This window comes from Demequina sediminicola (genome assembly GCF_000975055.1).
Taxonomy (GTDB): Bacteria; Actinomycetota; Actinomycetes; order Actinomycetales; family Demequinaceae; genus Demequina; species Demequina sediminicola.
The window spans coordinates 148,707-174,954 of sequence record NZ_BBRB01000003.1 but is presented as its reverse complement, the minus strand read 5'-3'; the positions used below and the strand labels follow the sequence as shown (position 1 = coordinate 174,954).

The following is a 26,248-nucleotide window of genomic DNA, read 5'->3' as shown; positions in this document are numbered from 1 at the left end:
CTATGACCATCGCGGTACTCCCCGGCACCTTTGATCCCATCACGGTGGGTCATGTCGACATTGCGCGCCGTGCCTCGCGCCTTTTTGACGAACTGATCATCGCGGTCGCCCATAACTCCACCAAGACGCCCCTGCTCGATGCAGGCGTCCGGGTCGACCTGGCGGCTCACGCGACTGCGGATCTGGCCAATGTCCGGGTGACGCAAACGGACGGACTGCTGGTGGATTTCTGCGCTGCTGAAGGCGCGGACACCATCGTGAAGGGACTGCGCGGCGGCGCTGACTTCGACGCCGAGCGGCCGATGGCCCTGATGAACAGGTCACTGTCTGAGATTGAGACCGTCTTTATTGTGGGAGACAACGCCCTCAGTCACGTCGCATCGTCCCTGGTACGCGACGTGGCGCGCCATGGTGGGGATGTCTCAGCGTACGTTCCACAGGGAGTATCTGCGGCGATCGCATCGGCGCTGTCCCGCTGAAGTTGAGTATGCGGCCCCTTTTCGCGTAAAGTAGTGCGTCGGTCCTGCTGATGATGTGTGGACCAGGTCCTGCGGGACTGGAAACGATGGGAGGCGCAGAACATGTCGCACCGACCCAACACCTCTCCGCTGATGTTCCACGTACGGGACATTGCGCGGAGTCCGGGCTCGCACCGCGAGGTTCAGGAGTCGTTTCCCGTGCCGCAGGCCCTGGGTACAAGTGTCATCAGTGTGCCTGAAGGTGCAGAGTTGGAGCTCACCGCGAGCCTCGAGTCTGTAGCGGAAGGCATCTGGGTATCCGGAACCGTGCAAGCCGAAGCGATCGGCGAGTGTGGACGTTGTTTGGACGAGGTGCGGCAGGATGTCGATGCCGTGGTCCAGGGATTGTTCACAGTCGGTAAGATCGAGGTCGGCGAGGACGACGAGGAACCCGAGGACGTCTTTGAGTTTGATGGTGAAAACCTTGATCTTGAGGACGTGGTGCGGGATGCGGTAGTGACACAACTACCGTTCACTCCGCTGTGCCGTCCGGATTGCCCGGGCTTGTGCGACCAATGTGGTGCACGGCTCGTGGATGACCCAGACCACGCCCACGAGGTGATCGACCCCCGGTGGTCGACATTGCAGAGTTTGACTGAACAGAAAGAGAGTTAGCCGTGGCAGTTCCCAAGCGCAAGATGTCGCGCAGCAACACGCGTGCCCGCCGCTCACAGTGGAAGACCACCGCTGCGAACCTCGCGACGTGCCCGTCTTGCAAGGCGGACAAGCTCGCTCACACCGCATGCCCGTCATGCGGTGCGTACAACGGTCGCCAGTACGCTGAGGCGCTGCGCACCGTTAACGAGCTGTAAAGAGTTTTCAGCGCGAGGACAAGTACAAGGTGACCATTCCGGGCCAGGCAGCAGCCGATGCCCTGGTGGCGCGCCTCGGTGTCACTATCGACCCCGAACTACTTGTCCTCGCGCTTACTCATCGCTCTTTCGCCTACGAGGCGGGTGGGCTTCCCACGAATGAGCGCCTCGAGTTCCTAGGTGACTCCGTGCTCGGCATCGTGGTCACCGATCGCCTCTACCGCGATCACCCTGATTTGCCGGAAGGCGACCTCGCGAAGATGCGTGCCGCCACGGTTTCTCAGAAGGCGCTATCTGAAATAGCGCGTGAAATCGACCTTGGACCCTGCATTTTGTTGGGCAAGGGCGAGCGCACCACGGGTGGCGCAGACAAAGACTCCATCCTGTGTGATGCCGTCGAGGCGCTCATTGGCGCGGTGTATCTGACCCACGGAATTGACGAAGCGCGCGACATGGTGTTGCGCTTGGTGGACGGGCACCTCAAGGCGGCCGCCACCTCTGGCGTGGCACTCGATTGGAAGACGTCGCTGCAAGAGGCCTGCTCCGAGCATGGCAGGCCCGCTCCGGTCTACACCTGCGAGGGTGAGGGACCGGACCATGCCCGCACGTTCACCGCGACCGTGACCGTCGATGGTGTGGCCTTGGGTACCGGTGTGGGATCCGCGAAGAAGCATGCCGAGCAAGCTGCTGCCGCCGAGGCGTATCGCGCTGTTGTTGCACAGGCGTAGACCGCTACCCCTACTGCACGCCCATGCCTGAACTCCCCGAAGTCGAGACGGTCCGAGCGGGACTTGAGCCTTTCGTCGTGGGTGCCACGGTGGCCGATGTTGAGGTCTTCCGCGACTCCTGCGTGCGCCTACTCCCCGGAGGTCCGGAGGAGTTTCAGTCTCGACTCCTTGGCGCAACCATCATGGGGGCGGTCAGGCGCGGCAAGTTCTTGTGGATGCCGGTGGCGTTCCCGAGCGTCCCTCCACACCCGGAGCTCGCGGTGGAGTCGTTGTCCGCGCATTTGGGCATGTCGGGACAATTTCGTGTCCATGCGGCGGACGAGGTCCCAGCGCCGCATCCGCATTGCCGCGCACGCCTCTCGCTGCGCCGCGAGGGGCGTGTTCACGTTCTCGACTTCCTCGATCAACGCACCTTTGGATACCTCAACGTCGAGCCCTTGGTTCCGACGGCCGATGCATCCCCGGGTGGGCAGGGAAGCGACCTCGCTGCGGTTCCCTCGAGCGTGGCCCACATTGGTCGAGATCCGTTAGATCCGGCGTGCGACGATCCCACGATCCTGCGCGGATGGCGGCGGGGTCAGCGCGCGATCAAACAGGTGCTTCTCGACCAGACGGTGGCATCCGGCATCGGCAACATCTACGCCGACGAGGCGTTGTGGCATGCGCGTATTCATCCTGAGCGACCGGCCAGCGCCTTGAGTGCGCCCCAGTCCCGAGCACTGCTCGATGCTGCACGCACAGTGATGTCTGATGCGCTCGTGGCAGGTGGCACGAGCTTTGATGCGCTGTATGTGAATGTCAACGGCGAGTCGGGCTACTTTGAACGCGGTCTCGAGGCCTACGGGCGTGGGGGATTGGCGTGTTCGCGGTGCGGCTCGACCATGCGTCGCGCGACAGTGGGCGGGCGCGCGACCCACTGGTGTGCCCGGTGTCAGCGCCGGTGGGCACCCAGACGTGTCTCTCGTTGACGCGCGGGCGCCTTGGCGTGAAGTCGCGCTGAGGGCGTGCCCGCTAGGTCATGCATGGGTAGTGCCTCTACGATGCAGGGTATGGGAGACGTGAGAGTGCTCGTTCTGGACGACCATGAAGTCGTGAGGCGCGGCATCTGTGACATTTTGGACCGCGCTGACGGAGTGGAAGTGGTGGCCGAGGCGGCTTCGGTAGCCCAGGCCATCCGCCGCGCTGATGCGGTGCGGCCGGACGTGATCCTCTCAGACCTTCGCCTGCCCGACGGCACCGGCCTGGACGTCATTGCCCACGTGCGGGGCACGCTCCCTGACACACACATTGTGGTGCTGACCAGTTATGACGACGAAGAGGCGCGGACGGCTGCTCACCAAGCTGGGGCGGATGCCTTTGTGGCAAAGACTGCTGGTTCCGCAGAGGTCGTCAAGGCGGTGCTTGATAGCGCCACTGGACGCGAGCACGGCCAGCACATCGCAGTGGGCGAGGACGAGATTACGTCGAGCCTGACTCCTACCGAGCGTCGCGTGCTGAAGCTCGTGGGGGAGGGCAAGGCCAACCGCGAGATCGCTGACGATCTTGGCATCGCTGAGAAGACTGTCAAGAACCACGTGACGTCGATTCTCGCCAAGATGGGCTTGCGTCGACGGACACAGATTGTGGCGTGGGCGACGCAGAAGCGTGCTCAGTCTTTCCGTGGCTAGGTCCTGCTAGGTACGGTTTTCTCCCTTGGGATGACCCCGCATGGGGGGCGTTGTCGTCGTGCGCGCATGCAGTCCGCGTGGGGCTGCTCGACGTGGGAGCTGAGCGCACCGCGATCGGCGACGGCGCGGGCGACGTGGAGGGCGCGAACCCGTGTTGTGTCCGATTTGTGATCAAACATTTCAGTAATTTGGTTTGACTTCCAACATATGGTCGATTACTTTTGCTCCCGTTAGGTGAGAACACTCGCGACTTCCGTGTGTGTATCGACATAACTTCGCAATGAAGCGAATACCAGGAGGAAAACCTTGTACAAGGACGTACATCTTCGGCCTCAACGATGGGTCGCCGCCCTGGCGAGTGTGGCGCTGTCCGTGCCGCTCGTGGGCGTAGCCGCCACCACAGCAACAGCATCGGCTCTTCCAGCCAATGCCGCCGCCACCTTGGTCCCCGCCGAGGTCGAGCCAGAAACCGCCGATTTCAAGGCGCTCGTATTCTCGAAGACAGCCGGATTCCGGCACAATTCGATCCCCACCGCGGTCCAGGCCATCAGGGATCTCGGAGACGCGAATAACTTCCACGTCGACGCAACTGAAGACGCCGGCGCCTTCACCGAAGAAAACCTCGAGCAGTACGACGTCGTGGTGTGGGTCTCCACGACGGGCAACGTGCTCGACGCGACGCAGCAGGAGGCTTTCGAGGACTACATCCAGGGCGGCGGCGGATACGCCGGCGTCCACGCAGCCTCCGACACCGAATACGAATGGGAGTGGTACGGCGACCTTGTGGGTGCCTACTTCGATAGCCACCCCGCACAGCAGACAGCAGATGTCATCGTCGAGGACCACTCCCACGCCTCGACAGAGCACCTCGACGAGGTATGGACCCGCTACGACGAGTGGTACAACTTCAAGGACAACCCCCGCAGCGACGTCCACGTCCTGGCTTCTCTGGACGAGTCCACCTACGGCGGAGTTCAGATGGGCGGAGACCACCCCATCGCTTGGTGCCAGCTCTACGACGGTGGTCGTTCCTGGTACACCGGCGGCGGACACACCAATGAGTCCTACGCCGACGCAGACTTCCTCGAGCACCTCCTTGAAGGTATTCGCACCGCATCCGGAACCGTGCACTCGCAGTGCAACGCCACCGACGGCGTTGCCTATGAACTCGCGACGCTTGACGCAGACACCGGAAATCCCATGTCGCTCAACGTCGCAGACGACGGCACCGTGTTCTACCTCGAACGTGACGGTCGCGTGCGGGTGATCGACGCTGACACGCCCGGAACCACCACGGGCCTCGATCTTGAGGTCTCACTGGGGCAAGAGGACGGTCTACTCGGCATGGTCCTCGACCCCGACTTCGCCACGAACAACTGGGCCTACATCTACTACTCGCCCGAAACCGTTCGGGCAGGTACCGAAGCGGGAATGGGATACAACCAAATCTCACGCTTCACCTATAACCCCAGCACCCATACCTTCGATCCCGGCTCTGAGATTGTGGTGCTCGAGGTCGAGACGCAACGCACACAGTGCTGCCACGCCGGTGGTGACATGATCTTCGACAACGAAGGCAACCTTGTGCTGGCAACAGGAGACAACACCAACCCCTTCGCTTCCAACGGGTACACACCCATCGACGAGGAGCCAGGTCGCTCCGCGTGGGACGCACAAAAGTCCTCTGGCAACACGAACGATCTCCGCGGCAAGGTGCTGCGCATCACGCCACAAGACGACGGCACCTACACGATCCCTGAGGGCAACCTGTTCGACGAGGATGCCGCCACCGGCGACCTCACTCGCCCAGAGATCTACGCGATGGGTTTCCGCAACCCATTCCGCATCGGCCTGGACCCGATCAGTGGCGCCATCTTGGTCGCTGACTACGGCCCGGATGCCGGAAACGACAACGCCTCACGTGGCCCGGCTGCCACCACCGAGTGGAACATTGTGGACGAGCCGGGTAACTACGGCTGGCCGTACTGCGCCGGAGACGAGTGCTATCACGACTACGACTTCGGGGCCGGTAGTGCCGGTGCAGAGTTTGATCCCAACAACATCGTCAATGACAGCCCCAACAACACGGGACTGACCAACCTCCCGCCCATCATCGAACCTGAATACCACGGTGAACGACGTGCCACCGACAACCCCTGGCCCATCGTCGGTGACGGTGGCTACACCGGTGCACCCATGGGCGGACCTGTCTACCAGTTCGACCCCGACCTGGACGTCGAAACCAAGTGGCCCGAGTACTGGGACGGCAAGGCCTTCTTCGGAGACTGGAACGCCGGTTCCGCATACGGATTCCAGCTCAACCGTGACGGCGACAACCCGGGTACAGAAATCCTGAATGTTGCACCGATGCTGCCTTCACTCATTGGTGAGGACTCTGGCTTCAACCGTGTGATGGACGCCGAATGGGGCCCCGACGGCTCGCTCTATGTCATCGACTGGGGTGCAGGTTTCGGCGGAAACAACGCCACCTCCGGCGTGTACCGCATCGACTACGTAGCGGCGAACCCATCGCCAATCGCCAAGGCATCGGCCGATGTGACTCACGGCGCAGACGCGCCCATGATGGTGCAGTTCTCGTCAGAGGGCAGCCGTCACCCCGCGGCACTTCCGTTCACCTACGAATGGAACTTCGGAGACGGTTCGGCCGTCTCCAACGAGGCCAACCCGACTCACACCTACACCGAGCTCGGGGAGTTCACTGCGACACTGACCGTGCGCGACCCCGATGACCGCAGTGCGACGGCGACTGTGCCGATCGTGGTGGGTAATGAGATGCCCACAGTGGACATCATCTTCCCCGAGCAGGGCGGATTCTTTGAGTGGGGCGACGGCGTCGACTACGAAGTTGTCATCAACGACCCCGACGCCTCAGGGGAGATCCTGTGCGAAAACGTCGAGGTTTTGACCGCTCTGGGTCACGATTCTCACCAGCACCCGATGGATTCCCTCAGCGGCTGTGAAGGCACAATCGTCACCCAGCGTGACTCGGGCCACGGCCTCACGGCGAACATCTTCTGGGTGGTCGACGTGCGCTACACGGATGACGGCGGCGAAGCCGGAGTTCCGTTGACTGCCTATGGCACCAACATCCTCAACCCCAAGCACTTCGAAGCCGAGTACTTCGATCTCACGGGAGGTGACGCCGGTGGCGTCCAGACCGAGGACAATGGTGACGGAGACGGCGGCCAGAACCTGTCGCACATTGGCGACGGAGACTGGTGGTCCTACGAGCCAGTGAACTTCAAGGGCATCACGGGAATGACGGCACGCGTGGCCTCACCCAACGCTGCTGGAGGCACCATCTCCTTGCGGTGGAACTCGCTCGATGAGTCCGCTGAGTTCGCTTCGTTTGACTACGCCCGCACCGGTGCGTGGCAAACCTATGTCGATGTCCCCGTTGACCTGCCCAACCTGCCAGCTGGCACGGGCACGCTGTACATGGTGAACGAGACTGGCGGCGTGAACATCAATTACTTCTCGTGGGAAGGCGACGGCCTCGACGGCAATAAGCTTCCCGTGGTCGAGTTGGAAGCCACGCCGGTCTCCGGTCAGCCCCCGCTCGTGGTCGACGCCACGGCATCGGCGATTGATCCAGAGGGCACGGATGTCGCGCTCACCTGGGATCAGGGCACTGGCGGCGGCTTTGTCGCCGGCGGTGAGTCGGAGCAGTTCGTCTACACCGAGCCCGGCCAGTACCTGCTCAAAGTGCGCGGCACGGACGAGGCTGGCGCATACGGCGAAGAGTACGTGTCCATCAATGTGACTGAGCCGGCACAGACGATGTGCTTCTCGGGACGTTCGGACGACTTCACCGATGAGCACCTCAATGACACTCGCTGGGACGGCATCGTTCGTCCCGACCAGTTTGCACGGATCGAGGACGGTCATCTGGTGATTCCGGCCAGCCGCACCGACCTCTACCGGGACACGAACACCGCGCAGAACCTGGTACTGCAGGACCTCCCTGCGGGCCCGTGGACGGCGACTGCCAAGGTGACGTTCGAGGCACGTGACCGGTATCAGCAGGCCGGTCTGTTGATCTACGGTGACGACGACAACTACGCAAAGATGGTGCTGCAAGGACGTGGCGCCAACAGCGCGGCGGAGCGCATCTTCCAGTTCGTGCGAGAGGAGGACGGCGCACCTAACGAGATTCCGTCGGCCTCGAACACGGCAACCCTAGGAGTCGATTTCCCCGACACCTACTTTGTGCGGTTCACCAGTGATGGCGAGAACCTGAACGCTTGGTACTCGGCTGACGGCGTGGACTTCACGATGATGCCGGAGACCAAGGCCCTCGCAGGCATGGAGAACCCGCGCATTGGTGTCGCGGCGTGGGCGAATGCGGCCGCGCCAGAGGAGTTGATTGACGCGCACTTCGACTGGTTCCACATCACACCGGACGACACCGCCACTGCGGATACTCCCAATGATGAGTTCGACGGTTCACAGCTCGACACCTGCCGTTGGAATGTCATCAACGAGGACACGGATCTGTACCGCGTGGCGGACGGCCACCTCGAGATCGACACCACCGCCCACGACATCTACACCAGCGCTGCTGGCGACGTTCCGAACTTCATCGTTCAGGACGTCGAAGGAGATGAGTGGACTGTGGAAACCAAGGTGGATGCCTCGGCCCTCGACCGTCGTTACCAGCAGGGCGGCATCATCGCCCGGTTCGATGACGACAACTACGTCAAGATCGATGTCATCTCGACGAACCGCGCTGGACAGAACGTGACTCGCAACGTGGAGATGCGTTCAGAGATCAACGCAGCCGTACAGAACCCGCAGCCGAATGCGCCTCTTGAAGGTGCAACAGAGGCATGGTTGCGACTGACGCGTGACGGTGACGATTTCACCGGTTACTACAGCACCGACGGTGAAGACTGGACTGCTCTTGGTGATGTCGCAATGACGAACGCGACTGCAGCAGACGGCAGCGTGGGGCTCTACGCTCTGGGCAATCCCGCCCAGGACACGGTGTCCCGCACCGCACGCTTCGACTACTTCCACGTAGTCGAAGAGGACACTGTTGAACCATTGACAGTCTCTGCCACGGTGAACCCGGAGACGCCGCAGGGCGCCAACGAGTGGTACACCGACGATGTCACGGTCACAGTGGACACCACTGGTGGTGGTGAGAGCTCCGTGTACCGCGAGGTCAAGGTCAACGATGGTGACTGGTCGGAGTACACCGCCCCAGTGGTGCTGTCTGACGACGGCGAGTACACCGTGCACTATCGGGCATCGAGTCCCGAGGCTGAGGAGGTCTCGGACTCGGTGGCGTTCAAGATTGACGCCACCGTGCCAACGATCACCGCTGAAGTTGATGACACGGTGTCGCCACGCACGCTCACGCTCACTGCTTCAGATGATGGCAGCGGCATTGCGGCAACCGAGTACCGGATCAACGAAGGTGAGTGGACGGCGTACACCGACGTCGTTGAACTCACGGACGATGCTCAGGTCGTGCACTTCCTTAGCATCGATGCCGCTGGCCTTGAGTCGGCAGCGGCGAGTACTTCGCTGCCAGAGGTCGAGGAAGAAGCCCCGACCTTTACCGTCGACGTGATGGTGACGCCAGACACGGCTGACGGTGCCAACGGTTGGTACACACAGGCGGTGACCGCCGATGCGACGGTCACCACCACTGGTGAGGCTGCAGCGTCCGCGGAGTACTCCACGGACGGGGTGACCTTCGCGGCGTTGACCGAGGCCGTGGTCATTGATGAGGAAGGCGCCACTCACCTGTGGTTCCGCGCCTCCGACGGTGAGTACGTCTCGGCAAGCGAGCAGGTATCCGTCATGGTTGACACCGTGGCACCCCAGGCATCGGCCAGTGTCGATGGACGGGATGTCACGTTCTCGGCAACGGACGAGACCTCTGGAATCGCCTTGGTCGAGTACCGCGTTGTTGGCACGGAGACCTGGACGCCCTACGGCAGCCTGGTGACGGTGCCCGGTGAGGATCAAGTTGTTTTCGAGTATCGAGCCACCGACAATGCCGGGCACGTGAGCGACGTTGCTTCAGTGACGGTCGAAGAGATCGACGAGACGGATCCCACTGATCCCGTGGCTTCTGTTGCTGTATCGAACACGAGCCCCGGTGCCGGCGACACGGTCACCGTCATGGGCTCCGGTTTCCCGGCCGGTTCCTCACTGGACGTGTGGGTCTACTCCGAGCCACAGCTGCTCGTGTCAGTGACGTCTCAGCAGAACGGCACGTTCTCAACGAGCGTCCAGATCCCCAGTGCTCTGGATGCCGGTGACCACAACATCGTGGTGCTGCTGAACGGTGAAGAGATTGCTCGGACGCCGATCACCGTCAGTGCCGCCGATGTCGACAATGGAGGCACGGACAGCGGCGCGGGCTCGGGGTCGGGCAGTGGGTCGGGATCGGGCAGCGGTTCTAGCTCGAGTACCGATGCTGGCACCGGCTCGGGATCCGCTGACGCTGGCGGTTCATCGCAGTTGCCTGCCACTGGTCTCAACCGGGAGCAGACCCAGCTGTGGGCCTACCTTGCAGCCATCCTCGTGGCTCTCGGCGGTGCACTAGTGCTCACCGGGTCCTTCCAGACCCGTGCTGCGCGAGAGCGCGGTGAGCGTTGATGGGAACTACTCCCATGAGCCTGAGCGTCGGCGGACAGCGTGTGCCTGTCCGCCGGCGCTTCGGCGCAAGTGTTGTAGCTCTGGTCGCCTTCATGGTCTGGGCCGTGGTGGGTGCCATGCCTGCCGCTGCCCACGGCGGGCCCTATGAGCTGTCCGTGGGTAGCGATGCTGCCGGTGGCGTCATCGTCTCAGCGGATTACGTCCAGGATGGGCACCGTGTCGAAGAGATCATGGATCCGGTGGTGACTGCTGAGTCCTCCACCGGTGACACCGTGGGGCCGATTGCCCTGATTTCATCCTCTCAAGGACAGGGGCTCTGGGTCTCCCCGGAGCCATTCTTGGACCCCGGAACGTGGACCGTCACCGTCGTGACGACCACTCCAGATGAGGCTGAGACCACCGTGACCATGGAGGTCGAAGAACTGGAAGAGGCTCCGTCGGCGGAACCTTCGGTTGCACCATCGGCGATCGTGGGCGATGCGGTGGTGAGCGACACGCAGCAGAACAGTGACGCTACGCCATCCGCTACGGCCTCGACGTCGGACTCTGCAACGGACTATGAAACAGGGTCCGAGTCAGGCGTGTGGTGGCTGATCGCGGCTGTGGTTGCCGCAGTGGTGGGCATCGCAGCCCTGTGGCTTTACCGCAGAAAGGGAGTCGCGACGCAGGAGTAGAGCGCGCGATCGCGCTCAAGAGTGCCGGGCTAGATCGCAGTTTCGACGTTCCACGTCGCGATCGAGCCCGGCATTTCTGCGTCCTTGTTGGCGGCGACAAGAGCAAAGCTTCCGTGCCGCCGCAGGGCCCGATTAGCAAGGTTGCTGGTGCCTGAGTACCGCTTGTGGGCGCCCGAGGGTCCGATGCCGTTGTCTTGGACGCCAATCTCTAGACGCCCGTCGCCCACATGAATCCAAAACTTGACCGCGCTCGCCTTCGCGTGGCGCGCGACGTTGGACAACAACTCGCGCATGACGGCGATGATGTCGTCAGAGAGCGTCGCGTCCGCAGCCACGGCGTCGGACACAGCCGACCACTGGGCCACGTCGACGTCGGGGGAGAAGCCCAGTGATGCGGCGGCCATCGTGAGTTCACGGCGGGCCCGATCCGCGATGGGCTCGGCGCTGCGCTGTCCCGACAGCGAACGCATCACCCCTCGTACTTCATGTTGCGCACGTTTGACGTGATCAAGCGTGCCCGCCAAACGAGTCTGAACTTCCGGGCTGCACTCCTGCGCAATCGACTCAAGCTGCATCGACGTGGCGAACAGTTCCTGCGACACAAAATCGTGAAGATCGTCAGCGAGGCGTTCACGCTCTTCCAACAAAGCTGTGTGGTTCCTCGCGTGGCTCAGTTCGGTCAGCGTCAACACGAGCGCTGCCTGGTGAGCGAATCTTTGCGCCGTCGCGAGATCGTCTTCACTGAACTCAGTGTCCCCGGTGTCGCGCCACAACATCATGAGCCCTACAGCCTTCCCCTCGGCGCTCAAGGGTGCATACATGGAGGGGCCGTAGTCAGTGACTTCCTTGAGCACGTGCGTGCCTGGGGGTGCTGGCGCCACCAATCCGGTACCGGAGCGTACCACCTGCATGCCATGGCCCTCATCGGGAAGTACCAGGCCTAACAGCATCTCGGCCCCAGCACCCGAGGCAAACTCGATGACCCATTCGTCACTGACACCAGGGAGGACTATGGCGGCGGTCTGTGCTCGGCCAAGACGGCGTGCGGCATCCACCACCTCCTGCAGCACTTCCTCCTCGTCGGTCCCGGTCAGCATCTCGGTCGTGAGCCGCTGGGAGGCTTCGAGCCACCGCTCGCGGTCCTTTGCCAGGTCGTAGAGTTTCGCGTGGTCAATCGCCACTGCAGCGCCGGCGGCGAGTGCCAAGATCACTTGCTCATCGTCATCGTTGAATGAGCTCGACTTGTCCGCCAAGTAGAGGTAGCCAAAGACGACTCCGCGCACGGTCAATGCGGTGCCAAGGAAGGTGCCGAGCTGCGGGTGGTTGGCGGGCATGCCCTCGTGGGCAGGGTGAGTGCGCACATTGTCCACGGAGAGTGTTCCCTGAGCCGGAATACGAGCCAACACGCCTACTCGGCCGGGTGGGTGTCCAATGAGGCCTTGAGCTTCCTCGTCCATTCCTTTGACGTGGAAGGCCACGGACCCACCCTTGGGATCCAGGACGTGGAGCGCGGCATACTGCGCGCCGGTGAGTTGACGCGCTGACTCCACAAGCAGGTCAAGCACGTCGTCGAGTTCAAGGTTCTGATTGAGCGCAGTGATGGCATCCGCAAGGGAGAGGTCGCGTTGATCAGTCATCGAGGGTCCTCACGTGGTCCGTGTGCGCGGAAAACTCGAGATGGTGGGTCACGATCACTACGGTACGGCCATCCGCACGCAGGTGAGCGAGAACCGCTTCAAGTGCCTGCCTGCCCGCAGTGTCGAGGTGCTCGGCGGGCTCATCGATCAGCACGATGCGTTGGGACCCCAGCACGGCACGAGCGAGCAGTAGACGGCGACGTTCGCCACCGGATACCGAGTTGCCTCCAGTGCCAAGGAGCGTCTCGATACCGTCAGGCAAGGACTGAACCCAGGAGGTCAACCCGACGAGGTCCAGCGCATCGAGCGCTTGCTCATCGGTCAGGTCTCCGCGCGCGACTCTCAGGTTCTCGACAAGCGAGGTGCCAAAGACATGCGCATCCTCAGCGGTCATCGCCACAACGGTGCCCAGCATGTCTCGTGATGCCTCGATGCCGCCGATGCGTACGCCACCTGCCGCGGGCTTCAAGGCACCCGCGATGGTCGCCAACAGCGTGGTCTTTCCCACACCGGAGCGTCCGACCACAGCGAGCGACTCACCTGGCTTGAGCGTGACATCGAGGGGGCGCGTCGGTGTCATGCCAGGCCATGCTGCACTCACTCCGTCCAAGACGACTTCCGGGGTCGTGGTGCTCTGCTGAACCCGTGCATCGGCTGGGAGGTCCGTTCTGGGCCGCGGCGCCAACTCGACGATACGGGTGGCTGCCTTGTTCGAACGGAACAGTTGTGTGACGGCGCCAGGGACGGCGTTCACTGCTTCGAACGCGGCGAGAGGCAGGAGGGCGATGATCGCCGCAGTGGTCGGTCCATAGTCTCCCGCGGCCGCGCCAGTGACGGCGACCCAGAGGCTCCCGATGAGTGCCGCGCCAGCGCACAACGTCTGTAGCCCTGCCGCAAAGGCCGCCGGACGAGCCGATCTCTCTTGAGCGATCACCGATTCTGCGTCAGCGTCAGCGAGTGCTGTGCGAGCCGCAGCCTCGGTGCCCCAGACCCGGTGCTCGGGTGCAGATTCAAGGTTTGAGACGACGGCCTCGCTCACGCGGGCATCGGCCATCACTGAGAACTCCGCAGCCAAGCGCGCAGAACGCCACGTGAGGCCTGCCGCTCCCAGCGCAGAAGCAAGAAGGGCGATCGCGAGGATGATGCCGGCAAGCGGATCCATCCAGCCATTGATGCCCACTGCGATGCACGAGACCACGACGGCGACCCCGAGTGGAATCACTCCTCGCACCACCGCGTCGCCCACGGCGTCCACGTCGGCACCAATACGCGCCAACGTGTCACCGCGAGACAGGGACAACACAGTGTCGGCCCGCGCTGCCGCCAAACGGTCATAAATACGGGCGCGGAGCGCGACGACCCCACGGAGCGCAGCATCGTGCGACACCAAGCGTTCCAGATACCGGAAAAGACCGCGTCCAATACCAAAGAAGCGGACAACCACCGCGGCGAGTGCAAGGTCAGCGGGGGAGGGCATTCCTGCGGCGCGCGCGATCAGCCACGCGGCGACTGCGGAAAGCCCCACGGCAGAGCCGAGGGACGCAGAGCCGGTAAGGATCGCCAGCACAATCCGCGGGCGTGACAGATCGGATTCACCCAGGAGCTCACGGAGGTTCTTCATCGCGCGACCTCCAGTGCGACCACATCCACAACGCTATCGGCGGCGTCGATGACATCGTGCTCATGTGTGGCGACGAGCACGGTCGCTCCGGCACGGGCGGCCGCAACGATCTGTGCGACCACCTCTTCGCGGCTCGCGCGGTCCAGGTGCGCAGTGGGCTCGTCAAGAACGAGGACCGGTCGCTGTGAGGCGAGCGCGCGATCCAGCGCAATGCGCTGACGCTGCCCAAGGCTCAACGTGCGAGTCTCCGGAGTGACATCGGGCCGTTGCGGTGCCCACGCGAACTGAGTCGACCATCCCTCCGCATCGACGTCTGCGGCATCGACCCTGCCTGTGTCGCTGCGGTCCGTTGGCACCAACGCGGCAACGTACCCAGAATCCGCCGGCAACAGCCCCATGACTGCGGCCAGCGCCGTCGACTTGCCGTCACCGTTAGGGCCCACCAGCGCAGTGACAGTTCCAGGCCGCGCGATGAAGGACAGCCGTCCAGGGGCCAAACGGCGACCATCGGGAGTCCCTACCGCTAGGTCCTCGACCACGAGCGTGGCACCGTCCAAATCAGGCGCTGCCACCGTGCCACCAGCGGCCGGGAGTGGCCGTTCCAGTACATCGAACGCCGCATCAGCCGCAGCCAGACCATCGGCGGAGGCGTGAAAGTGAGTACCGACCATGCGGAGGGGCAAGTAGACCTCAGGCGCCAAAATGAGCACTGCCAGCGCCGTTTCGATGCTTACTTGTCCCTCCACAAGGCGGAATCCCAGCGTCACTGCCACCAGCGCGACAGCGAGTGTGGTGAGCAGTTCCAGTGCCATTCCGGACATGAACGCGATCCGGAGGGAACCCATCGTCGCCCGGCGCTGCGCATCGCCAAGTTCACGCACACGCGTGGCCGGGCCCCGTTCACGACCGAGCGCGCGCAACGTGGGCAGGCCAGCGATGAGATCGAGGGTGCGGGCCGCTAGTCGTTGCATCGCGTCGAGGTGCTTGGCGGAACGTTCGCGCGTGACGAGCCCAATGAGGATCATGAATATCGGCACCAGAGGGAGTGTGCCGATCACGATCAGCGCGGAAATCCAGTCGAGGCCGAGCACCACCACAAGCATGATCGGTGTGACGGTCGCGCTCAGCAGCAGCTGAGGAAGGTAGCGCACGAAGTACGGCATCAACGATTCGAGGCCGCGTGTCACAGTGGTGGCGACCGCAGCGCCTTCACCCGATGCAACCCAACGGGGGCCAAGCGCGGCGGCGTGGGCCACCACGTTTTCGCGGAGCTCAGAGATGACCTGAGCTCCGGCGCGGTGAGCAAGGCGCTCCTGGACCCACGTGAGCATCACGCGAATGAGTACCAAGACGGCGAGCCACGCCAGTGCCACGGAAAGTTGGCGTACTTCGAGCGGGACGAGGAACCCCAGAGGTCCCAGTCCGTCGGCGTTGAGGGGTTCGGGGGCGAGCACCGGCGCAAGAGCCCGTGCCAACACCAGCGCTTGGACTCCGATGACGATTGCTGTCGCAAGCCCCATCAGGGCAGTCGTCACGATGTAACGCCTGGCAGGGCCTATCCGCCCCGCCAGGCGTGGATCGAGTGGGCGCACTCGCTACTTCTTCTTGATGAAGGTGAGCGAGTTGTGCTCTGGAATGTGGTCCAACGACAGGCGACGGCGGAACACCCAGTAGCTCCACGCCTGGTAGATCAGGATGATCGGGAGGAGCACCACGGCCACCCATGTCATGACCATCAAGGTGTAGTCGGAGGATGAGGCGTTGTCGATGGTGAGCGAGTATGCCGGGTTGGTGCTCGACGGCATGACGTCGGGGTAAAGCGAACCAAAGATCAGCACCACTGCGCCGGCAATCGTGATGGCGTTGGTGGCGAAGGCCTTGCCCCACGATTCCTTGTTCACAAAGAGCCAGGTGAGCAGGAGTGACACTGCCGCGACCGCAACAACTGCCCAGGTCCACGTCACGGAGTACGCGATCTGGGTCCAGATGGCGAATGCTGCGGCGACCACCAGGGTGATGGGGGCCATCGTTTTTGCGACCGCGGCAGCCCGGTCGTGGACCTCGCCCGATGTCTTGAGCGTGAGGAAGATCGCACCGTGGGCGAGGAACAGCGTGAGCGTTGTCGCACCACCGAGCAGGGCATAAGGGTTAAGCAGGTTGAAGAATCCGCCGGTGTAGGTGAAGTTCTCATCGATTGGGACACCACGAACGATGTTCGCAAAGGCCACACCCCACAGGATTGCGGGGACCCAGGCGGACCCCATGATGACCCAGTCCCAGCGCTTGCGCCACAGGTCGTCGTTGATCTTGCCGCGGTACTCGATGGCCACGGCACGAACAATCAACGCCACAAGAATGAGGAGCAACGGGAGGTAGAAGCCGGAGAACAGTGTGGCGTACCACTCGGGGAATGCCGCGAACATGGCGCCACCCGCAGTGAGGAGCCATACTTCGTTGCCGTCCCAGATTGGGCCGATGGAGTTGAGCACCACGCGGCGCCCCTTGTCTCCCTTGCCGACCTTTTCGAGCAGCATGCCGACGCCGAAGTCGAAGCCTTCGAGCACGAGGTAGCCAGTCCAGAGGACGGCAATCAGGATGAACCAGACGAGTGCGAGATCCATGAGTCAGTTCCTCCTAGTACGCAAACGAGAGTGGCTTGTCGGCGTCATCGCTCGGTTCCTCATACTCGACGTGCGGCGCGCCTTCATAGGCGTAGCGCTTCATCAGGCGGAACCAGAACACACCGAGCACGGCGTAGACGACGGTGAAGACGGACAGAGAGATCACCACTTCGGTGACGCTCGTCGCTTCCGAGACTCCCGCCTGGGTCAGCATCGTGACCTGGTTGAAGCCCGTGGGATTGGGTGCCACGACGAAGGGCTGGCGGCCCATCTCAGTGAAGATCCAACCGAAGCTTGCAGCCAGGAACGGCATGGGAAGCGAGATCAGTGCGAGCTTCTGCATCCACCCCTGGTCGATGCCGCGGTTCTTGCGCGTGAGCCAGAAGATGGTGACGCAGAGTGCGGCAGAGAAAGCGGCGAGCCCGATCATGAGCCTGAACGACCAGTACGTCACCAGCAGGTTGGGCTCATAGATGATCTCGTATGCCGTCTTCGTCATAGGCGCCGTAGGTCTCTGCGTAGTGCTCTTGGAGATCGTCAAGGCCCGTGACTTCGGCGTTGAAGTCGCCGTCCGCGAGGTATCCGAGGAATCCGGGCATCACGATGACGTGCTTGACGGAATCACAGTCGTCTCCGGCGAGGTTTCCGATCGCTAGCAGCGAGAACTCAGCAGGTTGCTCGGTATGACACAAGCCTTCCGCTGCCGCCATCTTGATGGGCTGTTGGTCGAACATGAGCTTGGCCTGGATGTCGCCAGTGACGATCACCACAATTCCAGCGAGCAGCATCGTGACGGCACCAAAGCGCGCGGCGGTGCGGTACATGGGGATGTCTGCATCGTTCTTGTCTTGGCGCGACTTTCGTACCATCCAGTAGACGGCGATTCCGGCGACGAACGTGCCTGCCACAAGGAACGCGGTGGCAATGACGTGGGGGAACGCGGCAAGCGTCGTGTTGTTTGTCAGCACCGCAAAGATGTCTGTCATCTCTGCGCGTCCTGTTTCCTCGTTGTACTCAGCACCGACCGGGTGCTGCATCCATGAGTTGGCGGCGATGATGAAGTAGGCCGAGAGGATCGACCCGATTGAGAATGCCCAGATAGTGGCGAGGTGAACCTTCTTGGGGAGCCGGTCCCAACCGAAGATCCACAGTCCCAAGAACGTGGACTCCAGGAAGAACGCCGCCAGAGCCTCCATCGCAAGGGGTGCGCCAAAGACGTCGCCGACAAAGCGGGAGTACTCGGACCAGTTCATGCCGAACTGAAACTCTTGGACGATGCCTGTGGCGATACCCAAGGCGAAGTTAATCAGCAGCAACTTGCCGTAGAACTTTGTCAGTCGCAGGTACTTCTCTTTGCCTGTCACCACCCAGGCGGTCTGCATTATCGCGACAAGGGTGGAAAGCCCAATAGTGAGCGGCACCAAGATGAAGTGATAGACGGTAGTAAGGCCGAATTGCCAGCGAGCCAGTTCAAGCACGTCCATGGAATGTCCCTTCCAAGATCATGTGAATGAACCTATCGCGACTGATCAGGGGGTGGGAGACCGCTCCGCATATCCAGCAGGTAACAATTGTGTTGCAGTCGTCGTGACACGCTGGAAACAGGGACTTTCGTCGGTATATGAGGGCGTGTGTCACAATGGGAGGCAGGTCGCATCCAGCCACACCGGGTGCCAACCGCGCGACAGACGCAGCGACTGCGTAGCAGCCAGTCCCGTCCTGGTCCCGCCGGGCTACAGCCCATCAGCGGAGACATCGGGGATAGGCGCTCTCAGAGTAGGCGCCGCTGTCCGCCGCGACCTGAAGACTTGAAGTGGCCACAAACCTGTGAGCCACCACCGACAACAGTGTCGGCGCGGAGTGTGGTCCGTGCCGATTTGAGGTACCCGCGTTGAGCGAGGACAAGACCACACCCGAAGCACCCACAACTGCCGTGATTTTCCAGGCTCCAGAGCCGGCCGCGCCACGTCGTGCTTCCGCCCCTGCAGGCCCTCCAAGTTCTGGCAAGAAGTCTGAGCCCAGCGAGAAGAAATCAGGCGGTGCCAAGAAGTCTGGGAACTCCCAGAAGTCGGCACCTGACTCCCCATCGGACTCGGGCTCTGAAGGCAAGGGCAACGCCAAGCAAGGCAGCGGCAAGCAGGGCTCCAAGTCCGGCGATGCGAAGAAGTCCGCCGATGCGAAGAAGGACACTGAGGGTGGCTCGGGCAAGAAGGCCGATGCCCAGGGTGACTCCGTTGATTCGTCGCAAGGCCCGCGTGACGGGGGCGATGGGGGCGACAGCTCAAGTGACAGCGCGAAGCGCCGCCGGCGCCGCGGCGGCCGTGGGCGCGGCCGTAGCAAGAGCGGCGGCCAAGACGGCGGTTCGGACACCGGCTCCGAGACCCCAGACGTTGCCGATGGAGGCAACTCTGACGACCACAAGGCTCAGCAGGGAAAGCGCAACGACAAGCCTGCGGATGCCAAGGATTCCTCCGACGCGGACGGCGCCAACGACACCAAGTCTGATGAGCGCGATGGCTCGGACGAGGGCGCAGATGGTGGCGAGGGAGGCAGCTCATCGCGTCGCCGTCGCCGTCGCCGTGGCTCCCGTTCGGGCGGCAACTCCGGAAGCAACGGCGGAGGCGGTTCATCCGACGATCAACTCCAGGGCTCCACTCGTTTGCAGGCGAAGCGCCAGCGTCGCCGTGATTCCCGTGATGGACAGCGCCGGCGCCCCGTGATTTCTGAGGCCGAATTCCTCGCGCGTCGCGAGTCGGTCAAGCGGTCGATGGTGGTGCGCGAAAAGGACCACCGCGTCCAGATCGCTGTCCTTGAGGATGACGTCCTCGTCGAGCACTACGTTTCCCACCAGGCTCAGCAGTCCATGGCGGGCAATGTCTACCTTGGCCGCGTGCAGAACGTGTTGCCTGGCATGGAAGCCGCGTTCGTCGACGTCGGCCGTGGCCGCAATGCAGTGTTGTACGCCGGTGAGGTCAACTGGGATGCCGCTGGCCTCGAAGGCAAGCCTCGCCGCATTGAGTTGGCGCTCAAGCCTGGCGACACCGTGATGGTGCAGGTCACCAAAGACCCCATCGGCCACAAGGGCGCTCGTGTGACGTCACAGATCTCCTTGGCGGGACGCTTCCTTGTGTACGTTCCCGGCGGTGGAGTCACAGGCATTAGCCGCAAGCTTCCCGACACCGAGCGTGCGCGCCTGAAGAAGTTGTTGCGCGAAGTGATCCCTTCCGATGCTGGCGTGATCGTTCGTACGGCAGCTGAGGGCGCGTCGGAAGATGAGCTTCGCGCGGACGTGGAGCGCCTCAAGCGTCAGTGGGAGAACATTCAGGCCGAGTCGACCAATGGCAAGGGGCCCAAGCTTCTCCGCGGCGAGCCCGACATGGCTATCCGCGTGGTGCGCGACATCTTCAACGAAGACTTCGACTCACTCACGATTCAGGGTGAAGATACCTGGAACTCATTGAGCGCCTATGTGGGCCAGGTGGCTCCTGATCTGATGGAGCGGCTCCACCGTTTCCACGGCGACAGTGACGTGTTTACCGAATCGCGCGTCGACGAGCAGCTCACCAAGGGAATGGATCGCAAGGTCTGGCTCCCTTCGGGTGGGTCGCTCGTGATCGACCGCACTGAGGCCATGACGGTCATCGACGTCAACACCGGCAAGTTTGTCGGCAAGGGTGGCACTCTCGAAGAGACGATGACGCTCAACAACCTTGAAGCGGCAGAAGAGATCGTGCGTCAGTTGAGGCTGCGCGACATCGGCGGGATCATCGTCGTTGACTTCGTTGACATGCTCCTTGAAGCCAACCGTGACCGAGTTCTGCGTCGTCTTATTGAGTGCCTGGGCCGAGACCGCACTAAGCACCAGGTGGCCGAGGTCACCAGCCTGGGTCTGGTCCAGATGACTCGCAAGCGCGTGGGCCAGGGTCTCGTAGAAGCGTTCTCCGAAACCTGTGAACACTGCAAGGGTCGCGGATTCCTTGTCCACGGTGAACCAGTGCCGGAGGCAAGCGAGAAGCAGCCTGAACGTCGTCGCAGTGGCCGTGGCAACAAGAGCGGCGGCAACTCGCAGCCACAGCAACAGCAGAAGAAGAAGCCGCAGAAGGATGCCGCTGCTGAGGACGTGTCATCTGCCGGTCACTCTGATACTCATGCCCTTGACGAGCGTGAAGAGTCCCGTGAGGCAGTGAAGGCGACGCTCGCCTCGATCGCTGCCGCAGCGGAGAAGGCACATCACGAGGGCGAAGGAGCCGCGTCTAGCGACCTCCCCGCCTCGAACCCCGAACCCGCCGCGAGCGTTGATGGAGCGCCCGCGGAAGGCTCGGAGAAGAAAGATTCGGAGCCGTCGGCAGTTGCTGCCGCCAGCGACGATGCTCCGGCAAGCGACGAGGGTGGGGCTTCGGCCTCGAAATAGACGCGGCCGCGGCCCCGGTCAGTTTGACCTAGAGGGGTCGCGGAGCGTATATTTGCTCGTCGGTGCTTAAGCGCCAAGTCCTGCCTGCGCCGTGCATGGCAGCGGCAGGAAAACCACAAGCTTTGAAGGATTAATTCATGGTGTACGCGATTGTGAAGGCGGGCGGCCGCCAGGAGAAGGTGTCCGAAGGCGACATCATCGTCGTCGACCGTCTCAAGGCGGCGCAGGGCTCGACTGTCGAGCTCGCTCCCGTGCTGCTCGTTGATGGTGACAAGGTCACCTCGGACGTCAAGTCCCTGTCCAAGGTCAAGGTCACCGCGGAGGTCGTTCGCGACGAACGCGGAACCAAGATTGACATCTTGAAGTACAAGAACAAGACCGGCTACCGCAAGCGCATCGGCCACCGTCAGGAGCTTACGCGCCTGAAGGTCACGGGCATTAAGTAAGCTGAGGAGAGACTCATGGCACATAAGAAGGGCGCGAGTTCCTCGCGCAACGGTCGCGATTCGAACGCTCAGTACCTGGGCGTGAAGCGTTTCGGTGGCGAGGTTGTTTCTGCAGGCGAGATCCTGATCCGCCAGCGTGGAACCCACCACCACCCCGGCAACAACGTTGGCCGCGGTAAGGACGACACCCTCTTCGCCCTCGAGGCAGGAACGGTGCAGTTCACGAACCGTCGTGGCCGCAAGGTCGTCGACGTGGTGGCTGTCTAACTTCACCACACAAGAGTTTTCCGTCAGGGGCGCCGCCAATAGGTGGCGCCCCTGACGCATATCTGGGCCGGTGCGCATTAGAATTGCGCTCCCGAGGAAGGAGCACGAACATGGCATCGTTTGTGGATCGCGTCGTACTTCACGCCGCGGGCGGCAAGGGTGGGCACGGCGTAGCGTCAGTGCACCGTGAAAAGTTCAAGCCACTGGGTGGACCCGATGGCGGTAACGGTGGGCGCGGTGGTTCTGTCGTGCTCGTCGTCGACTCTCAGGTGACCACCCTGTTGGACTATCACCACTCACCACACCGCATCGCTGAGGGCGGGTCACAGGGGGCAGGAGACCATCGTCACGGCGCCAACGCCGACGACCTTCGCCTCGGTGTGCCCAGTGGAACCATCGTCAAGACTGTAGACGGCGAGGTCATCGCGGACCTCGTGGGTGAGGGCGCCGAGCTCATCATCGCCGCGGGTGGTCGCGGGGGACTGGGAAACGCCGCCCTGGCGAACAACAAGCGCAAGGCCCCCGGCTTCGCGCTGCTGGGCGAGCCGGGTGACGAACAGACTGTCATCCTTGAACTGAAGTCCATCGCGGACGTGGCCCTTGTGGGCTACCCGAGCGCGGGCAAATCGTCGCTGATCGCAGCAATGAGCAAGGTGCGCCCCAAGATCGCGGACTACCCCTTCACGACGCTCGTGCCCAACCTCGGCGTCGTCCAAGCAGGCGAGTCACGCTTCACCATGGCCGATGTGCCAGGGTTGATTGAAGGCGCATCTGAAGGCAAAGGCCTCGGACACCACTTCCTCCGCCACATCGAACGCTGCTCGGTCATCGCTCACGTTCTTGATACTGCGACACTGGAATCGGATCGCGATCCGGTCAATGACCTGCACGTCATCTCGCAGGAACTACGCGCATACACGGGTGACGAAGCCATTAGCGGCGTCCCGCTCGCGGAGCGCCCACAGATCATCATTCTGAACAAGATTGACGTTCCGGATGGTCGTGAGCTTGCACAGATTGTTCGCGAGGACCTGGAACGCACCGGCATGCCGATCTTTGAGGTCAGTGCTGCGTCCCATGAGGGTCTGCGAGAGTTGGGCTTTGCTCTCGCACGGATGGTGACGGAGCACCGTGCCGCTGAGCCTGAAGTGGAGAAGGCGCCCATCACCATTCGCCCCAAGGCTGTGGATGACTCCGGCTTCACCGTGAAGCATGTCAGGGACGGTGCGCTCGACTACTTCCAGGTGCGAGGCACCAAGGTTGAGCGCTGGGTCAAGCAGACCAATTTCGCCAATGACGAGGCAGTGGGGTACCTTGCTGATCGATTGGCGCGGGCTGGGGTTGAAGACGACCTGTTCAAGGCAGGAGCTGTGCCTGGATCCGAGGTCGTCATTGGGCCGCGGGATGGCGGCGTGGTGTTCGATTGGGAACCCACGATGGCCGCAGGTGCGGAACTTCTAGGCTCGCGCGGCTCGGATCTACGCGTCGAAGAACACGAACGCCACGGCGGACGTGCCACTCGCGCAGAGAAGCGAGCAGAGCACAAGGAGCGTATGGACGGCAAGGCCGCTGCGCGACAAGAACTATGGACTGAACGAGATTCCGGACATTGGACGGATCCCACGGAGGACGAATAGTGACAGAACCGCGTGATCAAGTAACTCAGGCCCAACGCATTGTGGTCAAGATTGGCTCGTCGTCTTTGACGGGTGAAGATGGCCACCTCAACGAGACTGCATTGGGAAACCTGGTCGAGGCGCTCTCCGCTTGGCACGCCAGGGGTAAGCAAGTCGTTCTGGTCACGTCGGGATCCATCGCTGCGGGCATCGGCCCTCTGGGCCTTCCAGCACGTCCACGTTCGTTGAAGACCGCCCAAGCCACGGCATCGGTCGGGCAGGGCATGCTCATTGCCGCGTACTCACGCGAGTTCGCCTCTCACGGCCTTCACGTAGGTCAGGTGCTTCTGACTGAGGATGATGTGGTTCGTCGTGGGCACTACGGCAATGCTGAACGTGCGCTAGAGCAGCTCCTGGCGCTCGACGTGGTGCCCATCGTGAATGAAAACGACACGGTGGCGACGGACGAGATTCGATTTGGTGACAACGACCGTCTCGCGGCGTTGGTGGCCACTGTGGTGAAAGCCGATGCCTTGGTGCTGTTGACGGATGTCGACAGCCTTTACACCGCGGCACCAGGTACGCCCGGTGCCCGTCGCATCGACGTGGTCCACGGACCAGAAGACCTCGGCGGGATCGACGTGTCGCATCGCGGCTCAGCGTTGGGCACCGGCGGCATGGTGACCAAGCTCGAGGCTGCAACCATCGCGACTTCGTCCGGAGTGCTGACGGTCCTGACCTCTGCCAACTCCATCACCCAAGTGCTCGAAGGGGAGCCGGTGGGCACATTGTTTATGCCTACCGGACGCCACGAAGGTGCGCGCCTGACATGGCTCGCCCATGCCGCACGTACTGAAGGCCAACTGATTCTTGATGCCGGTGCCGTCGCTGCTCTGGAAGGACGCCGCGCATCGTTGCTGGCCGCTGGCGTACGTGCCGTTCGCGGCGAGTTTGACGTCGGAGACCCCATCGAGCTTGTAGGACCAGACCGAGTTGTCGTGGCGCGCGGCTTGTCCGCGTTTGCCTCCCACGAAATTCCGCAGATGCTGGGTCAAACCACTGACCAGCTACGCGAAGAATTGGGCGAACACTTCGCGCGCCCCATCGTCCACATCGACGACCTTGTGGTGATCGCTCCTTAATACGGGCATCTCCAACCGCGAATGGCACCTTGAGACTGATCTCCCTACGGGGAACAGTTACGAGGTGCCGTTCGACGTTTGTGGGGCCCAAAGAAGCGGCCGACGGGAGGGGTCGGCACGGTCGTTAGACTGGTCGGTATGAACGACACAGCTGAAAACCCGGACATCACAACCGCCGTTCTCGATGCTTGTCAACGAGCTAAGGTCGCTAGCCGTGCGCTGGCCACCGCGACAAGCACCACAAAAGATGAAGCATTGCTAGCAATGGCAGACGCGCTGGTGGCACAGGCCCCTCGAATCGTCGAGGCCAACGCTGAAGACTTGAAGCGCGGCCGCGCGAACGACATGTCGGAGGGCCTGCTTGACCGCCTCGAACTGACGGAAGAGCGCCTCGCCGCCATCGCCGATGCTCTGCGTTACGTCGCAGGCCTCCCGGACCCCGTTGGTGAACTCAAGCGTGGGTCCACTTTGCCCAACGGCATCCGCCTCGTGCAAAAGGCCGTGCCCATGGGAGTGGTAGGCATGATCTACGAGGCGCGCCCCAACGTCACCGTGGACGCCGCAGGCTTGGCGCTCAAGTCCGGTAATGCTGCGGTCCTGCGTGGCGGATCTGCCGCTGCGAGTTCCAATGAGGTCATTGTCTCCGTTCTGCAGGACGCCCTTGAAGGCGTCGGGCTCCCACGCGACGCAGTCCAGTCCATCGACGCCTATGGTCGGGAAGGCGCCAAGGTTCTGATGAACGCTCGCGGCCTTGTTGACGTTCTGGTTCCTCGCGGTGGACGCTCGCTCATTCAGGCGGTCGTGCGCGACTCGACTGTGCCCGCCATCGAAACAGGCGAGGGCAACTGCCATGTCTACCTCGATGCCACAGCGCCCGTCGACCGCGCCGTGGACATTGTGGTGAACTCCAAGACACACCGCGTGGGTGTCTGCAATGCCGCGGAGACGCTGCTGGTACACCGCGATGCCGCCGCCAACGTCTTGCCCGCTGTCCTGACCGCGCTGCACGAGGCAGGGGTGACATTCCATGCCGGCGACGACGTCGCTGCCCTTGCGCCGGCATCGGCAACCGTCATTCCTCCCACGGAAGACGACTGGGCGAACGAATACCTCAGCCTCGACATCGCAGTGCGCATCGTCGATGACATCGATCAGGCGATCGAACACGTCACCCAATACTCGACGGGTCACACCGAGGCCATCGTCACCAACGACATCGGTGCCGCGGATCGATTCTCAAGCGAGATCGACACCGCTGCGGTGATCGTCAACGCCTCGACGCGTTTCACCGACGGAGCCATGTTTGGCCTGGGTGCGGAGATCGGAATCTCGACGCAGAAGTTGCATGCGCGTGGGCCGATGGGCCTGGGGGAACTCACCACGACGACCTGGATCGCGTACGGCGACGGGCAGGTTCGCCCTTAGCCTCAGGCTGAGCGTGGAATACTGTTC

Annotated in this window: 19 protein-coding genes and 1 pseudogene; 14 read left to right on the top strand and 6 right to left on the bottom strand. The window is 62.6% G+C overall.

Features of this window, described 5'->3' with window-relative positions:
- Positions 1 to 2: 2 nt before the first annotated feature.
- The 8 genes from coaD (at position 3) to AOP79_RS07895 (ending at position 11,035) form a co-directional block, all read left to right on the top strand.
- Complete coding sequence (coaD, locus tag AOP79_RS07930) at positions 3 to 479, top strand: pantetheine-phosphate adenylyltransferase (protein ID WP_062072354.1); 477 nt, start codon at positions 3 to 5, stop codon at positions 477 to 479.
- Positions 480 to 581: 102 nt separating this feature from the next.
- A complete protein-coding gene (locus AOP79_RS07925; RefSeq protein WP_062072352.1) occupies positions 582 to 1,133 on the top strand; it encodes a YceD family protein in 552 nt (183 codons plus the stop codon).
- Positions 1,134 to 1,135: 2 nt separating this feature from the next.
- Entirely contained in the window at positions 1,136 to 1,330 is a 195-nt protein-coding gene (gene rpmF, locus AOP79_RS07920) for a 50S ribosomal protein L32 (protein WP_062072350.1), read from the top strand.
- A gap of 29 nt (positions 1,331 to 1,359) precedes the next feature.
- A complete protein-coding gene (rnc, locus tag AOP79_RS07915; RefSeq protein WP_062072348.1) occupies positions 1,360 to 2,058 on the top strand; it encodes a ribonuclease III in 699 nt (232 codons plus the stop codon).
- A gap of 23 nt (positions 2,059 to 2,081) precedes the next feature.
- A complete protein-coding gene (gene mutM, locus AOP79_RS07910) occupies positions 2,082 to 3,026 on the top strand; it encodes a bifunctional DNA-formamidopyrimidine glycosylase/DNA-(apurinic or apyrimidinic site) lyase (RefSeq protein ID WP_062072346.1) in 945 nt (314 codons plus the stop codon).
- Between the two features lie 81 nt (positions 3,027 to 3,107).
- Positions 3,108 to 3,725: a response regulator gene (locus AOP79_RS07905; protein WP_201774447.1), complete on the top strand. Its 618-nt coding sequence runs from the start codon at positions 3,108 to 3,110 to the stop codon at positions 3,723 to 3,725.
- A gap of 306 nt (positions 3,726 to 4,031) precedes the next feature.
- The gene (locus AOP79_RS07900; RefSeq protein ID WP_152648063.1) at positions 4,032 to 10,361 is read left to right on the top strand and encodes a ThuA domain-containing protein; all 6,330 of its coding nucleotides are present in this window, start codon (positions 4,032 to 4,034) and stop codon (positions 10,359 to 10,361) included.
- A gap of 14 nt (positions 10,362 to 10,375) precedes the next feature.
- Positions 10,376 to 11,035: an LPXTG cell wall anchor domain-containing protein gene (locus tag AOP79_RS07895; protein ID WP_062072344.1), complete on the top strand. Its 660-nt coding sequence runs from the start codon at positions 10,376 to 10,378 to the stop codon at positions 11,033 to 11,035.
- A gap of 29 nt (positions 11,036 to 11,064) precedes the next feature.
- Here AOP79_RS07895 and AOP79_RS07890 read toward each other — a convergent pair whose 3' ends face one another.
- The 6 genes from AOP79_RS07890 to AOP79_RS07870 are packed head-to-tail and all read right to left on the bottom strand — an operon-like array spanning position 11,065 to position 18,398.
- Complete coding sequence (locus AOP79_RS07890) at positions 11,065 to 12,672, bottom strand: sensor histidine kinase (protein ID WP_062072342.1); 1,608 nt, start codon at positions 12,670 to 12,672, stop codon at positions 11,065 to 11,067.
- Complete coding sequence (cydC, locus tag AOP79_RS07885) at positions 12,665 to 14,293, bottom strand: thiol reductant ABC exporter subunit CydC (protein WP_062072340.1); 1,629 nt, start codon at positions 14,291 to 14,293, stop codon at positions 12,665 to 12,667. The genes AOP79_RS07890 and cydC overlap by 8 nt, the downstream gene beginning before the upstream one ends.
- Positions 14,290 to 15,828, bottom strand: a complete 1,539-nt coding sequence (locus AOP79_RS07880) for an ABC transporter ATP-binding protein/permease (RefSeq protein WP_236683329.1) — start codon at positions 15,826 to 15,828, stop codon at positions 14,290 to 14,292. The genes cydC and AOP79_RS07880 overlap by 4 nt, the downstream gene beginning before the upstream one ends.
- A gap of 60 nt (positions 15,829 to 15,888) precedes the next feature.
- Entirely contained in the window at positions 15,889 to 16,914 is a 1,026-nt protein-coding gene (gene cydB / locus AOP79_RS07875) for a cytochrome d ubiquinol oxidase subunit II (protein ID WP_062072336.1), read from the bottom strand.
- 13 nt (positions 16,915 to 16,927) lie between these two features.
- Complete coding sequence (locus tag AOP79_RS12080; RefSeq protein WP_369401067.1) at positions 16,928 to 17,413, bottom strand: cytochrome ubiquinol oxidase subunit I; 486 nt, start codon at positions 17,411 to 17,413, stop codon at positions 16,928 to 16,930.
- Complete coding sequence (locus AOP79_RS07870) at positions 17,382 to 18,398, bottom strand: cytochrome ubiquinol oxidase subunit I (protein WP_369401066.1); 1,017 nt, start codon at positions 18,396 to 18,398, stop codon at positions 17,382 to 17,384. The genes AOP79_RS12080 and AOP79_RS07870 overlap by 32 nt, the downstream gene beginning before the upstream one ends.
- Positions 18,399 to 19,558: 1,160 nt before the next feature.
- On the opposite strand from AOP79_RS07870, the pseudogene AOP79_RS07865 reads away from it, so the two are divergent.
- The 6 genes and pseudogenes from AOP79_RS07865 to AOP79_RS07840 all read left to right on the top strand — a co-directional run.
- A pseudogene (locus tag AOP79_RS07865) lies at positions 19,559 to 21,325 on the top strand (Rne/Rng family ribonuclease); the annotation flags it as partial.
- Positions 21,326 to 21,462: 137 nt separating this feature from the next.
- Complete coding sequence (rplU, locus tag AOP79_RS07860) at positions 21,463 to 21,771, top strand: 50S ribosomal protein L21 (protein WP_062072332.1); 309 nt, start codon at positions 21,463 to 21,465, stop codon at positions 21,769 to 21,771.
- A gap of 15 nt (positions 21,772 to 21,786) precedes the next feature.
- Positions 21,787 to 22,038: a 50S ribosomal protein L27 gene (gene rpmA, locus AOP79_RS07855; protein ID WP_062072329.1), complete on the top strand. Its 252-nt coding sequence runs from the start codon at positions 21,787 to 21,789 to the stop codon at positions 22,036 to 22,038.
- 110 nt (positions 22,039 to 22,148) lie between these two features.
- Positions 22,149 to 23,675 carry a GTPase ObgE gene (obgE, locus tag AOP79_RS07850; protein ID WP_062072327.1) on the top strand — a complete coding sequence of 509 codons (1,527 nt, stop codon included), beginning with the start codon at positions 22,149 to 22,151 and terminating at the stop codon, positions 23,673 to 23,675.
- Positions 23,675 to 24,796, top strand: a complete 1,122-nt coding sequence (gene proB, locus AOP79_RS07845) for a glutamate 5-kinase (RefSeq protein WP_236683328.1) — start codon at positions 23,675 to 23,677, stop codon at positions 24,794 to 24,796. Before obgE ends, proB begins: the two co-directional genes overlap by 1 nt.
- Before the next feature lie 138 nt (positions 24,797 to 24,934).
- Positions 24,935 to 26,221, top strand: a complete 1,287-nt coding sequence (locus tag AOP79_RS07840; RefSeq protein WP_062072325.1) for a glutamate-5-semialdehyde dehydrogenase — start codon at positions 24,935 to 24,937, stop codon at positions 26,219 to 26,221.
- Positions 26,222 to 26,248 lie beyond the last annotated feature (27 nt).

Bases quoted from the DNA above. Each gene is read 5' to 3' on its own strand.
- coaD (WP_062072354.1), top strand. From the start codon at position 3: ATGACCATCGCGGTACTCCCCGGCACCTTTGATCCCATCACGGTGGGT.
- AOP79_RS07905 (WP_201774447.1), top strand. From the start codon at position 3,108: ATGGGAGACGTGAGAGTGCTCGTTCTGGACGACCATGAAGTCGTGAGG.
- cydB (WP_062072336.1), bottom strand. From the start codon at position 16,914: ATGGATCTCGCACTCGTCTGGTTCATCCTGATTGCCGTCCTCTGGACT.
- cydC (WP_062072340.1), bottom strand. From the start codon at position 14,293: ATGAAGAACCTCCGTGAGCTCCTGGGTGAATCCGATCTGTCACGCCCG.
- obgE (WP_062072327.1), top strand. From the start codon at position 22,149: ATGGCATCGTTTGTGGATCGCGTCGTACTTCACGCCGCGGGCGGCAAG.
- rplU (WP_062072332.1), top strand. From the start codon at position 21,463: ATGGTGTACGCGATTGTGAAGGCGGGCGGCCGCCAGGAGAAGGTGTCC.
- AOP79_RS07925 (WP_062072352.1), top strand. From the start codon at position 582: ATGTCGCACCGACCCAACACCTCTCCGCTGATGTTCCACGTACGGGAC.
- AOP79_RS12080 (WP_369401067.1), bottom strand. From the start codon at position 17,413: ATGACGAAGACGGCATACGAGATCATCTATGAGCCCAACCTGCTGGTG.
- AOP79_RS07840 (WP_062072325.1), top strand. From the start codon at position 24,935: ATGAACGACACAGCTGAAAACCCGGACATCACAACCGCCGTTCTCGAT.
- rpmA (WP_062072329.1), top strand. From the start codon at position 21,787: ATGGCACATAAGAAGGGCGCGAGTTCCTCGCGCAACGGTCGCGATTCG.
- AOP79_RS07895 (WP_062072344.1), top strand. From the start codon at position 10,376: ATGAGCCTGAGCGTCGGCGGACAGCGTGTGCCTGTCCGCCGGCGCTTC.
- AOP79_RS07890 (WP_062072342.1), bottom strand. From the start codon at position 12,672: ATGACTGATCAACGCGACCTCTCCCTTGCGGATGCCATCACTGCGCTC.
- mutM (WP_062072346.1), top strand. From the start codon at position 2,082: ATGCCTGAACTCCCCGAAGTCGAGACGGTCCGAGCGGGACTTGAGCCT.
- AOP79_RS07870 (WP_369401066.1), bottom strand. From the start codon at position 18,398: ATGGACGTGCTTGAACTGGCTCGCTGGCAATTCGGCCTTACTACCGTC.